The following is a 12,495-nucleotide window of genomic DNA, read 5'->3' on the forward strand; positions in this document are numbered from 1 at the left end:
GCCGATGGTGTAGCGGGCTACACCATCGGTTCGGGAGCGGCCGTCACTGTGCCGGGCACCCCCCGAAACCTAGATTCGTCCAGGTGAGGACGGATTCCGGCGGAGGGCACCGATGACGACGATGACGGCCGAGGCGACCGCGCAGGCGGTGGGCCTGGAGTCGGTCACCAAGACCTACGGCGCGGTGCGCGCGCTGGACGGCATCACCTGGTCGTTCCCGCGCGGCGGGTTCACCGCCGTGATGGGGCCGTCCGGGTCGGGCAAGAGCACCTTCCTGCACTGCGCGTCGGGGCTGGACCGCCCGACCGCGGGCACGGTCCGGATCGGCGGCACCGACATCGGCCGCCTCGGTGAGGCGCGGCGGACGCGGCTGCGGCGCGAGCGGATCGGGTTCGTGTTCCAGGCGTTCAACCTGATCCCGTCCATGGACGTGGAGCAGAACATCACGCTGCCGCTGCGGCTCGGCGGGATCGAGGCCGACCCCGCGTGGCTGCGCGAGATCGTCGCCCGGGTCGGGCTGGCCGACCGGCTGCGGCACCGCCCGTCCGAGCTGTCGGGTGGGCAGCAGCAGCGCGCCGCCGTCGCCCGCGCCCTGGTCACCCGCCCCGACGTGGTGTTCGCGGACGAGCCGACCGGCGCACTCGACCCCCGGACGGCCCGCGACGTGCTCCGCCTGCTGCGCGAGGCCGCGGACCTGACCGGCCAGACGATCGTGCTGGTGACCCACGACCCGGCCGCGGCGGCGTGGGCCGACTCGGTGCTGTTCCTGCGCGCGGGCCGGATCGTCGACGAGCTGGCCGCCCCGTCCGCCGCCGCCGTGGCCGCCCGCTGGGACTCGCTGTGAGGCGCCGCGCCCGGCGGAACGCGGGCGTCTTCACCGGGATCTTCGCGGCGCTGCTGTTCGCCGCCGCGCTGGTCGGCGCGTGCGGGGTGCTGGTGGAGTCGGCGTACCGGGCGCACGCCCCCGTCGAGCGGTTCGGCGCCGCCGCGGCCGTCGTGACCGGGCCGCGGAGCGTCGAGGACCGGATGAAGCGGCTGGGGGAGGAGCCGGAGAGGCAGAGCCGCCCGCTGACCGAGCGGTCCCGGGTCCCGGCTTCCGCGGCCGCGCGGCTGCGGGCCGTCCCCGGGGTCCGGGGCGTGGTCGCGGACGTGTCGTTCCCCGTCCTCGCCTCCTCGGGGCGGACGCTCACCGGCCACGGCTGGGAGTCGGCCGCGCTGCGCCCCTACGCGCTGAGCGCCGGGCGGCCCCCGCGGGCACCGGACGAGGTCGTGCTGAGCCGGCCGGCCGGGGTCGCGCCGGGCGGCGTCGCGTGGTTGCAGGCCGACGGGACGCCCCGCCCGTACCGGGTCACCGGTGTCGTCTCGTCCGGGCCGGGCGCGGCGTTCTTCACCACCGCCACGGCCGCCGCGCTCTACGGGCACCCCGGCCAGGCCGACGCGCTCGCCGTCCTCGGCGGCGCCGACGCGGGCGCGCTCCGCGACGCCGTGCCGGGCCTGACCGTCGCGACCGGACCGGCGCGCGGCGACGCCGAGGACCCGCGGGTCGCCGCCGCCCGCCCCGACATCCTGGAACTGGGCGCGACGTTCGGCGGCGTCGCCGTGATGACCGCGCTCGTGGTGGTCGGCGGGCTGATCGTCCTGTCGGTGCGGGAGCGGGCCCGGGAGTTCGCGCTGCTCCGCGCGATCGGCGCGACGCCCGGCCAGGTGCGGCGGCGGCTGCTCGGGGAGACGCTCCTGGCCGGGGCGCCCGCCGCGCTGATCGGCGGCGTGCTCTCGCTCGGGCTCGGCGCGGCGATGCACCATGCGATGCTCCGCAAGGGGGTGCTGCCGGACGGCTTCGCGCCGGTGCTCGGCCCGCTGCCGGTGCTGGCCGCGTTCGCGGTGACGCTGGCCGCGGCCGTCGTGACGGCGCTGCTCGCGTCGCTGCGCGTGTCGCGGATCCGTCCCGTCCAGGCGCTCGGGGAGTCCGCCGTCGAGTCCGCGGCGCTCCCGGCGTGGCGGGTCGTCACCGGCGTGGTCTTCCTGGTGCTCGGCCTGTCCGCGCTCGGCACGTCCACCGCGACCTCCGGCCCGGCCGCGAACGCCGCGATCGGCGGCCTGGTCATCGCGCTGATCGTGGCGACCGCGCTGCTCGGGCCGCTGGTCGCGCGGCTCGGCAACCGGGTGCTCGGCGGCGCCGCCCGGGCGATCTCGCCCGTGGCGGGGGGCCTGGCCCGGCACGCCGGGGCCGCCGCCGCGCTGCGGGCGGGCTCGATCGTCACGCCGGTCGCGCTGGCCGTCGCGTTCGCCGGGACGCAGCTGTTCGCGCAGTCCACCGTCGTCCACGCGACGACCGCGCAGGCCGCCGCCGGCGACCGCGCCGACCAGGTCGTCGTGTCCGCCGGTCCCGGGCTGCCGCGGGGCGCTGCCGAGGCCGCCCGCCGCGTCCCCGGCGTCACCGCCGCCACGCCGGTCAAGCGCACCACCGTGGTCATGGCCGTCAAGGAGCTCGGCGAGAAGAACCTGCGGTCGCTGAACGCCCGCGGCGTCGGCCGCGACGCGGAGGCGACGATGGACCCCGGGGTGACGTCCGGACGGCTCGCCGACCTTCGGGGCACCACGGTCGCGCTGAGCCGCGACGTCGCGTCGGGGCTGGGCGTCGGCTCGGCCGCCGCGCTCTGGCTCGGCGACGGGACGCGCGTCACCGCCCGTGTCGTGGCGGTCTACGACCGCGGCCTCGGCTTCGGCGACGTGCTGCTCCCGCACGACCTCGTCGCCGCGCACTCCTCCACCACGCTGGACGACCACGTCCTCGTCCGGGGAAGGGCCGACCTCCGCCCGGTCACCGCCGCGTACGCGGGGGCCGCCGCGATCGACCACGACGCGTTCGGCGCGGCCGTGTCGCAAGAGGTCCGCCTCCAAGGCTTCTTCAACCACGTCGTCGTCGCGGCGATCGGCGGTTTCACCGTCATCGGCCTCGTCACCACGCTCGCGCTCGCGACGGCGGCCCGGCGCCGCGAGTTCGCCCTGCTGCGGCTCGTCGGCGCGACCCGGCGGCAGGTGCTGCGGATGCTGCGGCTGGAGGCCGCCATCGTCCTCGGCACCGGCACCCTGACCGGGGCGGCCATCGCCGGGGTGACGCTCGCGGCGTTCGCCACCGCGATCACCGGGCTGCCGCTGCCTTCGGTGTCCCCGGTGGCGTGCGCGGCCGTCCTGCTCGGCGTCGCCGGCTCCGGCGCCGCCGCGATCCTCCTCCCGGCACGCGCGCTGCTGCCCCGCCGGTCGTCTCCGTCCGTCTCCTGAGACCCCGCATCCCCGAGAACCCCCGCATCCCTTGAAGCCCTCGCATGCCCGAAAGGCGAACGACCATGAGCAACGGCACCCGCTGGACGGCCGTCGGCGTCCTCCTCGTGATCAACATCCTGGCGAACGTCGTGCTGAACGGCACCTGGTACGAGATCGCCGTCAGCGCCCTCACCGGCGCGGGCATCCTCGCCCTCGTCGTCCACTTCTTCGTCCGCGGGCGCAGCGAGCAGTGACGCCCGCGCCGGTGTTCCGTCCCAGGACGGGGATATGCGGAGCTATCCGTCGCCCCTTTTTAACGCGATGTAGCGAAACGGCTATAGGCCCGACACCCGGTGTTGTTTTCGGCCCTGACATTAACCCGTTCGCTACGGTCCTGACGGGTAACATGGTAGGCAAGGCCGGTGCCCGAATATCCCGTAGCGTCCGATATGGCCGGACAGTTGGGCTGGCTCGCCATGCCCGCCGGACCGGCCTCCCTCACCGTCCTCATCGACGGCACGGAGGACCTTCTGGCCGCCTGGTGGCGGGAACTCGACCGGGCCGCACTGGAAAAGCTGATCGGTGTCTGGCGGGCGGTCCTGGACCACCCCGAATTCGCCGGGGCCGACCCGGAGTTCCGGGCGGCCTGCCGGGACCGCGCCGCGCTGGCCCTGTGCTGGCACGCGTCCGAGATCGGCGACCTGGAGGAGATCGAGGTCGCCCGCCGCCACCTGGAGCTCGCCCTCGGCGAGACGGGACGGCTCGGCGCCGACCTGCGCTACCACCTCGGCCTCCTGTTCTACAACCGGGCGGTCGTCCGCGGCTCGGAGCAGGACGCGCAGGCCGCGGTGACACGGCTGCGGGGCGTCCTCGTCGACCTCCCGTTCGACGAGGACCGCCTCCGCCCGCGCTGCATGGACGTCTTGTCGCGCAGCCTCGTGTGGCTCCACGGCCACGGCAGCGAGAACGTGGACCTCGACGAGGCGGTCGACCTGGCCCGGGACGCGCTGGTCGACCTCGCCTCCGCCTCGCCCTACCGGGACGCCGTGCGGGTGATGCTGGCGTCGGCGCTGCGGGCCCGGTACCGGACGTCCGGGCGCCCGGCCGACATGGCGGAGGCGATCGGCCTGCTGGAGGCCACGTCCGCCCCGCGGGTCTTCCTCGGCGCGCGGTCCTACGGCCACAGCCTGCACGGGATGCTGCTGCGGGAGCGCTACGCCCGCACCGGCGACGAGACCGACCTCCACCGCTCGCTGGAGTCCCACGAGCGCGCCGTCGCGGAGGCCCCGGAGGGCTGCCGGTCCTGGCTCCTCGCGCTGAACAACCAGGCGAACGCCTTCCAGGCCGTCTATTCACTGCGGGGCGACGTCGCCTATCTCCGGCGCGCGCTCACCGTTCTCAGAATAGTCGTCGAAGCCACCGACCCTGCCGACCGCTCTTATGCGGCCCGTCTCAACAATCTGGGGAACAGCCTCTCCAGCGCCTACGAAGAGACCAAGGACCGCGCCTATCTCGACCAATCCATTGACCTTTACGCAAAGGCGCTTGAGATAACATCGCCGACCGATGCCGAGCTTTCCTCGCGGCATCTCGATCTGGCCAGGAGCCTGACCGCCCGGCATGCCGCCCGCGGGCGCCGGAAGGACTACAAGGACGCCGTCCGCCATTTGCGGATCGCCTGCCTCACCGGCCTCGACCGGTCCCCGGAAAGGACGCTGGACGCCTCGTCGGTGTGGGGCGCCTGGGCCTCCTCCCGGCGCGCCTGGAAGGAGGCCGTCGAGGCGTACTCCTTCGGCGTCCAGGTGATCGAGGCACTGTCGGCGCGGCAGCGGAACCGCCCCGGCGGCGAGACCTGGCCGCGGACCGCGCAGGCGGTGCCCGCCCGGGCGGCGTACGCGCTCGTCCAGGCCGGACGGGTCGAGGACGCCGTGCTCGTCCAGGAGCGGGCCCGCGCGGCGCTGCTGGACGAGGAGGTCCCGCACCGCGCCGGCACGCCCGTCCTGGACCTCGACGCGATCTACCGCGCGGCGGGCGACCGGGTCCTGGTCTACCTCGGCGCCACCGAGGCGGGGGGTTTCGCCCTGATCGTGGACCCGGCGGCCAGGAAGGTCCGCCCGGTCGAGCTGCCCGCGGTGACCGGCGACGCGGTGCGCGTGCGCGCCGACCTGCTCGCGAACGCCTACCGCGCGAAGGACGGGGACGCGGCGACCTGGCTCGGCGCGGTCGACGCCGTCGCCCGCTGGGCCCACGACGCCGTCCTCGACCGTGTCGTCCGGCGGCTGCCGCGCGACACCGGGCACTGCGTGCTCATCCCGTCCGGGCGGCTCGCCCTGCTGCCCCTGCACGCGGCGCGGGGGCCCGGCGGGCGCCTCGTCCTCGACGAGGTCGTCCTGGGCTACGCGCCGGCCGCCCGGGCGCTGCGGCCGGACGCGGCGGGCACGCGGGTGTTCGCCGGCGCCCTCGTCGTCGACGATCCCCAGCCGGTGTCCGCGCCGCCGCTGCCCTGGTCCTCCACCGAGCGCGTGGCCGCCGCGCGGATGGCCGAGCGCACCACCCTGCTGACCGGGTCGGACGCGATGAGGACGCGGGTCCTGGGGGAGCTGGCGTCGCACGGCCTGGTGCACCTGTCCTGCCGCGGGCTCGGCCGCGGTGACGCGCCCCTCGACAGCGCCCTCCTGATGGCCTACGACGAGCCGCTGACCCTGCGCGACCTGGTGGAGCTGGACGTCCCGGCCCGTCCCCGGCTGATCGTCCTGCCGGCGTGCGAGTCGTTCCCGGGCGGTGACGGTGCGCCGGAGGAGGTGGTCGGCCTGCCCGCCGGGCTGCTCCAGGCCGGCTGCCAGGGCGTCCTGGCGAGCCAGTGGGCGGTGTCGTCGCTGACGTCCGCGCTGGTGGTGGCGGCCTTCTACAAGCGCTGCGCGACGGGGTCGCACCCCGCCGCGGCGCTGTGCGGCGTCCAGCGCGAGTTCCGCGGCCTCACCAACGCCGACCTCGCCGCCGCGCTCAAACCCGACCGGGCCCACGTGACCTTCGGGCTGTCCCCGGCCGACGCCCGCCCGCTCTGGCGCGCGGTGCGCCGCCGCGACCCGCAAGCGATGCCCTTCGCCCACGCGACGGAATGGGCCGCGTTCGCCTACACCGGAGGTTGACCGTGGAAGACGACGAGCTGCTGGCCGTGGCCGAGGCCGTCCGCCCGGAGGTCTCCACGCTGGCCGGCGCCGGGACGGCGGCGCGGTTCGAGGCGCTGCTGGCCTCCCTGCGCCGCGGCGAGCCCGCGGGGGACGACCTGTTCGAGCTGCTCACGGGGGACACCGCCCTGCGGGAGAGGCTGAACAGCCTGTCGCCCCCGCCGCCGGAGGGCGTCCACGCGTTCGCCTACCTCGACCTCCCCAAGCACGAGGAGGTCACCGCGGCGACCATGTACGCCTGCCCGCACCGCGACTACCGCTACCCCGCCCAGGAGATCGGCGAGGCCGTGCCGCTCTGCCCGAAGCATCACCTTCCGCTGCGCGCGGAGTAGCGCGTGCCAATCCGCCGGTAAGGGTTATAGTTCGCCTATAAGCCTTACCGAGGGAGGGGCGTGGACATCTCCATCACCGGCTACACGGTGGGGGCGGCGGTCGGCGGCGACCTGGTCGGCACCTCGCCGACCGTCCGGGGCGACGCGGGCGAGGCCCTCCCCGATCCCGGCGCGCTGATGCGCTTCCTGTCCGAGCACGACGTCCGGCTCGACGCGGTGGCGGACCGGCGGGGGCCGTCCGCGGACGACGTCCGCGACGTCCAGCTGCTGCGGCGGGAGGTGCGCGGGATCCTGGAGACCGAGACGGGCGACCAGGCCGTCGCCGGCGGGATCGTCCTGCTGAGGCGCGCCGGGCGCAGCCCGGTTCTGCGCCGCGAGGACGGCGGCTGGCAGTGGTACGTCCCGACGGAGCCGGGCGCGCCGCTCGCCGCGGAACTGGCCGCGCTCATCGCCGTCGGGCTGCTCGGGACCGTCCGCGCCCTCGGGCACGAGCGGTTCCGCGCGTGCGCGGCGCCCGGCTGCCGTGGCGTGTTCGCCGACACCAGCCGGGCGGGACGCCGCCGCTACTGCATGCCCGGCGTGTGCGGCAACCGCCTCAACGTCGCCAACCACCGCGCCCGCCGCCGGACCGGGAGCGCGGCCCGATGAGCGCGCTGGACGGTGCCGTCCGGCTCCCCGACGGCTCCCGGGTCCGCGGCCGCGGCCTGCGGAACCCGGCTCCCGCGGGGCCGGTCCCCGACTTCGGCCTCTACCTCGGCTCCGGACGCCTCCGGCGGCGCCACGAGGAGACCCTGCGCTGGCCTCACGAATGGATCGAGTGGCCCGACTTCCTGCTGCCCCGCGACACCGCCCTGACCGTCCGGCACATCCGGGCGCTGCACGGGCGGGCCCAGGCGGGTGAGGCCGTCGAGGTCGCGTGCGGCGGCGGGGTGGGACGCACCGGGACCGTCCTGGCGTGCCTGGCCGTCCTGGCGGGGCTGGACCCCGCGGACGCCGTAGCCTGGACGCGCGAACACCACCACCCCCGGGCCGTCGAGACCCCGTGGCAGCGCCGATGGGTGGCGCGCTTTCCCGTGACCTGAGCGTTGTGCAAGGGAAAGCGCCGCTGGTCAGAGGCCCATAAACACGATGAATTCCCAGATCAGATACCCGATCAGGCTCCCTTGAGCACCCTCGCGGGCGCATACTGGCGGTGATGAAACCCTCTGGAGCCGCAAGGCGACGACACCTGCCGACCAGTCCCTTCAAACCACCGCCACCCGCCCCGCCCGCCAAGGAGTTCGACGTGGCGGACCGGGTCACCCACGACAAGTACGGCCTCGGCCGTGTCGTCGAGGTCGAGCGCGACGCCGTCCTCGTCGACTTCGGTACCCGCAAGGTCCGCATCAACGCGCCGTACGCCAAGCTCTTCCCACTCTGACCGCCACCGACACCGTTCCCTGCACGACGACGCTCCACCCTTCGAGACGGTTCCACCGTCCGGGAGCGCACCGCTCGTCGAGAGCGCACCGCTCCTTGAGACCGCTTCACCTTGGGAGCGCTCCACCGTTTCCGAGCGCTCCACCTTCGGGAGACCTCTGAGACCACGAGGTCCCGGCGGCCGCGCGGCCGCCGGGGGGCCGACGACGCGCCCGCCTCGAAGGCGGACATCCGCCCGGTGAGCCACACCGGCGCACGTCCTCTCCGGCTGGACACCAGCCGTCCGGCGTCCACCGGCCTCGGCCGCTGCATGCCACGGTCTCGAAGTCCCGGCCCACGGTGCCCCCCCCCCCGGCGGCCCGCACCGTGACCATGCCCGGACGCCCGAGGCCACTCCGAGACGGACCCTGGGCGCCGGCCGCCGACCCGGCCGCGCCCCGGCCCGGCTGCCCCCCGGCCCGGCCGTGCCCCGGCCCGCCGCGCCTTCCTCTGGCCGCGTCCCGGCCCGGCCGCGTTCCGGCCCGGCATCGCCCCGGTCCGTCGCGCATCGGTCCGGCCGGGCATCGGCCCGTTGCGCCCTTCGATCATCGGGACGGCGTACCTTGAAATATCTATCTCTATATATCGAGAACATGTATTCTGGCGGCGTCAGGGGGGTCGAGTGCTGATCGCGGGGGGTCCGCGGGGGCAGCGCTCGGCGGCCCACGGTGCAGCGGCCGGCGAGGTCCGGCCGCGGTGAGGAGAGGAACGCGAGAGGCATGAAGCCCATGTGGGACGGGCGCGCGCACACGGCGCGCACCCGGTCGAAGGCGCCTTACGCGGGGGCGGTGCCTTTGACGGTCCTGGGGAGGCCGGAGTGATGGCCTCTTCGGACGACAGGGTGACCGGTGGCGCGACCGAGGTCCGCCCCCTCGCACGAATGACCGATCAGATGCTGGCCGTCCTGTCCGTCCTCCTCGTGAGCGACGGTGAGAAGGGACAGTACGGGCAGGCCATCTCCGCCGCGACGGCGCTCCGGACCGGCACCGTCTACCCGATCCTCGTCCGCTTCGAGCGGGCGGGCTGGGTGACGAGCCGGTGGGAGGACCGGGACGATCCGGGCGAGGCGCGCGACTCGGGAGCGCCGCGCAAGTACTACAAGCTGACGTCCGAAGGTCGGGAGCGCGCGCGGTCGGCGCTGGAGGTGCGCAGGGAGGCACTGGCCAAGGCCGGCCTGCCGTTCCCCCTGGCGCCGCCTCCGAGTTCGGTCTTCGGGCAATGACCAGAAAGGGAACACCGCCCGATGAACGAGTACGGGAGCCTGCCCGACGGGGGTTACGTCCTCCTGTTCTGCGCGGGCCTGGCAGTCGCGGCACTGCTGGGAGCGGCCTCCGGCGTCCGGCTGGGCCGGACGCTGCGCAAGATCGAGGCCGCGACGGAGGATCGCCCCGAGGTCGGGGCCGCGATACGCGATCATGTGGGCGGCACGCCCGGACGGGTCCTGCGGCGCCTGGTCGTCCGGGCCTGGTGGAACCGCGTCAGGCCGTCGCGCTGTGAACGCCTCGCGGGGTGCGCCAACGCCCTCGGCGCCGCGATCGTCGGCGGGCCCTTGGGCGCCGACCTGCGCCGGCAGTGGTCGGCCGACCTCGGGAACGGCCGGCGCCAGGGCCGCATCCCCGCGGAACTGCTCCTGGAGGCCCTCGGCAACCTCATCGGGTCCTTCAAGATCCTCGCGTCCGAGCGGGTGCTGGAGTTCCTCCGCCGCCGCTACGCCACGCCGTGGCGCGTCGCGGCCGGGCTCCTGGACTTCGCCGCCCGCTCCAAGCCGACCGCCGTCGTGCTCCTCGGCCTCCCGGCCATGGGCGGCGTGACGCTCGCCGGATATCTGATCGGCGGGACGGAACTCGCCTACGCGCTGCTGGGCGCCTCGTTCTACGCCGCGCCCGCCGCCGCCGTCAGGTGGCAGGCCGGGCGGTTCCTCGCCGTCCGGACGAGGCTCGCGACCCAGCGGTCCGGCCCCGGGAGGCGCTGACCCGGAGCCGGACGTGGCCGAGGGCCCCCTCCCCAGCCACAGGGAGCCCTCGGCAGGTCCGTCATTCGGCCGGGAGCGCGGCCTCGTCCAGCACCATCGCGATCCAGTCGAGCAGGGGCATCTGGGCGGCCTCGGCGGCCTGGTCCCAGCGGTCCTTGCGCCCGGCGTCCAGGTTCATGACGACCCGGGCCGGCGACCGTCCCTCCCATGGGCGCGCGGTGCCCTTCGCCTCCTCGCGGACCTGGCGGATCTCCTTGCGCAGCCGCCGGGTCGACCATTTGCCGCGCTCGGCCCTCTCCAGCCACCGGTCCTGCTCGCTCTCGGAGAGCGCGGCTATCTCGGCGTGGTGCTGGAGGCTCAGCGAGTCCCTGCGCCGGCACGCCGGGAACTTGCGGGCGACCCAGGCGTAGTTCCGCAGCGTCTGGTAATCCAGCGCGGTCTCCTCGATCACGAAGCGGTAGCGGTCGGGGAACCGGTTCTCGCCGTACACCAGCCAGTCGCCGAGCCACCAGCCGGACGAGTCGGTGATCATCCTGAGGTTGCGCCCGATGTGGCGCCAGGACTCCAGGGTCAGGCCGACGGGGATGTGCAGCTCGGCTCGGCGGGCCCGCACGCCCGCGTCGCCCCTCAAACCGGTCTGGACGGACCACCTCTCCCTGGTCCCGCCGCGGGTGCGGTCATCGGCGATCAGGTCCTTTCCTGCCGTGTTCACGGGTCTCTCCCTCGTGGGGCACTGAAATTTCGAGGGTGGCGTCTACGGGGACGGCGTGCTCGGTCGAAATGCGCCGCAAGCATGCAATGGGCGGCGTGGAACCGGCCACCGATCAGATCACGTGTTCGGCATGAAAGTTTCATATCCGGCGGGAGGGGACGCGCCCCCGGGACCCGTCCCTCGGGTCGAGCCGAGGAGGAGACGCTAATGAGGCGGTTCGGGACGTGCACGCAGCCGATCATGGAGCGCGGGGCGGACGAGGCCCGGCGGGACGGCTCGGCTCTGCCGCCGTCGAGGCCCTCCCGCCCCCGGCCGAGGTGGCGGACCGGATCGGCCCGGCCGGGCGCCTCGGCCAGGCGCGCGGCCGAGGAGGGCATGGCGGCGGTCGCGGGGCCCGTCCTGGCGGCGCGCGTGGATCCTCTGGGGTTCGGATGGGCGGGGGCGTTCACGGCGGGCCGACATACGTTAAACCGGGGTTGAATGATCAATGAAGGGCGTTAAGCGCGGCGGCCGGCCGTAAATCGGGCGACGGTCGCGGCCTGCTTGGAACACGGCCGAAAAACAGCCAACCGACTTCCGGGAATTGCACAAAAAGCGCGGTTCCTGCGGGAACTCGGGCAAGTGCATGGCGCGGCCGGATATGGCCATTGCGGCAGGACATTTTGGAACGTGCCACTATACGACGATACTGATTGGGTCGTTTGTCATTGACCACAGTGGCGAAAGAAAGAACGGCGGTGCCGCGAAACACACCGATGGTACCGCCGAAGCTACTGGTAGTGCAATGAAGATGACCGTGGCATGAGACCGCCAGCGGAACGACGATGCCGATCGCGACCACCGTCCCACCGACCCCACCAGCGAACCCGCCTCTCCAGCGGTTCCCACATTTGACAGATGCCGCATGGCCTGTCTTGTCAAGCCAGAAGGTGCACAAATGCGGGCGTTGAAGGTGCTCGTCGCCGACGATCAGAACATGATCCGGGGGGCGCTCGTGGCCTTGCTCGAAATGGAACACGACCTGCGCGTGGTCGCCAGCGTGGACCGCGGTGACCTGGTCATCGCCGCCGCGCGGCGGTGCCGGCCCGACGTGGCGATCATCGACCTCGACATGTCCGACGTCGGCGGGCTGACCGCCGCGAGGATGCTGCACGAGTCCCTCCCGTCCTGCCGCACGGTCATCCTGACCGGCCTGGCGCGGCCCGGCGTCATCCGCCGCGCGCTCGCCGCCAGGGTGTCCGGTTTCCTCCTCAAGTCCACGCCGTCCGAACGCCTCGCCGAAACGGTGCGCGAAGTGGCGTCGGGACGTCGCATCATCGACCCGCATTTGGCGGTGATCGCGTGGGACGTGGGGGAGAACCCCCTCTCGGAACGGGAGGTGGAGGTCCTCCGGCATGCCGCGCTCGGGGCGGAGCCGAAGGAGATCGCGACCGCCCTCCGGTTGTCGGTCGGCACCGTGCGCAACTACCTGACGACGGTGGTGGTCAAGCTGAACGCGCGCAACAAGGTGGACGCCGTCCGCATCGCGACCGAGGCCGGGTGGATACCCTGACCGCGCTCGTCCAGGAG

The 12,495-nt window shown here is 74.1% G+C and carries 13 protein-coding genes; 11 read left to right on the plus strand and 2 right to left on the minus strand.

Translation table 11 applies throughout. The features are described 5' to 3' along the window. Window positions 1-112 precede the first annotated feature (112 nt). From AGRA3207_RS22555 to AGRA3207_RS22600, 10 genes are all read left to right on the plus strand, one after another. On the plus strand, window positions 113-844 hold the full coding sequence (locus AGRA3207_RS22555) for an ABC transporter ATP-binding protein (RefSeq protein ID WP_420830767.1): 732 nt from the start codon (window positions 113-115) through the stop codon (window positions 842-844). Further along, a complete protein-coding gene (locus tag AGRA3207_RS22560) occupies window positions 841-3,282 on the plus strand; it encodes an FtsX-like permease family protein (RefSeq protein WP_231329031.1) in 2,442 nt (813 codons plus the stop codon). The genes AGRA3207_RS22555 and AGRA3207_RS22560 overlap by 4 nt, the downstream gene beginning before the upstream one ends. A 65-nt stretch (window positions 3,283-3,347) precedes the next feature. Continuing rightward, window positions 3,348-3,518 (plus strand): hypothetical protein, encoded by a 171-nt coding sequence (locus tag AGRA3207_RS22565; protein WP_231329032.1) that lies wholly within the window; start codon window positions 3,348-3,350, stop codon window positions 3,516-3,518. A 195-nt stretch (window positions 3,519-3,713) separates the two neighbouring features. After that, window positions 3,714-6,413, plus strand: a complete 2,700-nt coding sequence (locus AGRA3207_RS22570) for a CHAT domain-containing protein (RefSeq protein ID WP_231329033.1) — start codon at window positions 3,714-3,716, stop codon at window positions 6,411-6,413. A 2-nt stretch (window positions 6,414-6,415) separates the two neighbouring features. Then, on the plus strand, window positions 6,416-6,784 hold the full coding sequence (locus AGRA3207_RS22575) for a hypothetical protein (protein ID WP_231329034.1): 369 nt from the start codon (window positions 6,416-6,418) through the stop codon (window positions 6,782-6,784). Between the two features lie 60 nt (window positions 6,785-6,844). Continuing rightward, complete coding sequence (locus AGRA3207_RS22580) at window positions 6,845-7,432, plus strand: CGNR zinc finger domain-containing protein (protein ID WP_231329035.1); 588 nt, start codon at window positions 6,845-6,847, stop codon at window positions 7,430-7,432. After that, window positions 7,429-7,866, plus strand: a complete 438-nt coding sequence (locus AGRA3207_RS22585; RefSeq protein WP_231329036.1) for a protein-tyrosine phosphatase family protein — start codon at window positions 7,429-7,431, stop codon at window positions 7,864-7,866. Before AGRA3207_RS22580 ends, AGRA3207_RS22585 begins: the two co-directional genes overlap by 4 nt. 113 nt (window positions 7,867-7,979) lie before the next feature. After that, a complete protein-coding gene (locus AGRA3207_RS22590) occupies window positions 7,980-8,204 on the plus strand; it encodes a hypothetical protein (RefSeq protein WP_084264377.1) in 225 nt (74 codons plus the stop codon). Window positions 8,205-9,122: 918 nt separating this feature from the next. Continuing rightward, a complete protein-coding gene (locus AGRA3207_RS22595) occupies window positions 9,123-9,464 on the plus strand; it encodes a PadR family transcriptional regulator (RefSeq protein ID WP_231329037.1) in 342 nt (113 codons plus the stop codon). A 21-nt stretch (window positions 9,465-9,485) separates the two neighbouring features. Next, the gene (locus AGRA3207_RS22600; protein ID WP_231329038.1) at window positions 9,486-10,214 is read left to right on the plus strand and encodes a hypothetical protein; all 729 of its coding nucleotides are present in this window, start codon (window positions 9,486-9,488) and stop codon (window positions 10,212-10,214) included. 61 nt (window positions 10,215-10,275) lie between these two features. Here AGRA3207_RS22600 and AGRA3207_RS22605 read toward each other — a convergent pair whose 3' ends face one another. Both AGRA3207_RS22605 and AGRA3207_RS22610 read right to left on the minus strand, forming a co-directional pair. Further along, window positions 10,276-10,926: an LmbU family transcriptional regulator gene (locus tag AGRA3207_RS22605; protein WP_231329039.1), complete on the minus strand. Its 651-nt coding sequence runs from the start codon at window positions 10,924-10,926 to the stop codon at window positions 10,276-10,278. A 484-nt stretch (window positions 10,927-11,410) separates the two neighbouring features. Then, window positions 11,411-11,767: a hypothetical protein gene (locus tag AGRA3207_RS22610; protein ID WP_231329040.1), complete on the minus strand. Its 357-nt coding sequence runs from the start codon at window positions 11,765-11,767 to the stop codon at window positions 11,411-11,413. A gap of 96 nt (window positions 11,768-11,863) precedes the next feature. Between AGRA3207_RS22610 and AGRA3207_RS22615 the strand changes: the two genes are divergently transcribed. Continuing rightward, window positions 11,864-12,478: a response regulator transcription factor gene (locus AGRA3207_RS22615; protein WP_231329041.1), complete on the plus strand. Its 615-nt coding sequence runs from the start codon at window positions 11,864-11,866 to the stop codon at window positions 12,476-12,478. The last annotated feature ends 17 nt before the right edge of the window (window positions 12,479-12,495 follow it).

Origin of the sequence: Actinomadura graeca (genome assembly GCF_019175365.1) — a bacterium.
GTDB lineage: Bacteria > Actinomycetota > Actinomycetes > Streptosporangiales > Streptosporangiaceae > Spirillospora > Spirillospora graeca.

What these genes read in the sequence shown, in the direction of transcription:
- AGRA3207_RS22555 (WP_420830767.1), top strand. Translation starts at nt 113, where the DNA reads ATGACGACGATGACGGCCGAGGCGACCGCGCAGGCGGTGGGCCTGGAG.
- AGRA3207_RS22565 (WP_231329032.1), top strand. Translation starts at nt 3,348, where the DNA reads ATGAGCAACGGCACCCGCTGGACGGCCGTCGGCGTCCTCCTCGTGATC.
- AGRA3207_RS22570 (WP_231329033.1), top strand. Translation starts at nt 3,714, where the DNA reads ATGGCCGGACAGTTGGGCTGGCTCGCCATGCCCGCCGGACCGGCCTCC.
- AGRA3207_RS22585 (WP_231329036.1), top strand. Translation starts at nt 7,429, where the DNA reads ATGAGCGCGCTGGACGGTGCCGTCCGGCTCCCCGACGGCTCCCGGGTC.
- AGRA3207_RS22590 (WP_084264377.1), top strand. Translation starts at nt 7,980, where the DNA reads ATGAAACCCTCTGGAGCCGCAAGGCGACGACACCTGCCGACCAGTCCC.
- AGRA3207_RS22595 (WP_231329037.1), top strand. Translation starts at nt 9,123, where the DNA reads ATGACCGATCAGATGCTGGCCGTCCTGTCCGTCCTCCTCGTGAGCGAC.
- AGRA3207_RS22600 (WP_231329038.1), top strand. Translation starts at nt 9,486, where the DNA reads ATGAACGAGTACGGGAGCCTGCCCGACGGGGGTTACGTCCTCCTGTTC.
- AGRA3207_RS22615 (WP_231329041.1), top strand. Translation starts at nt 11,864, where the DNA reads ATGCGGGCGTTGAAGGTGCTCGTCGCCGACGATCAGAACATGATCCGG.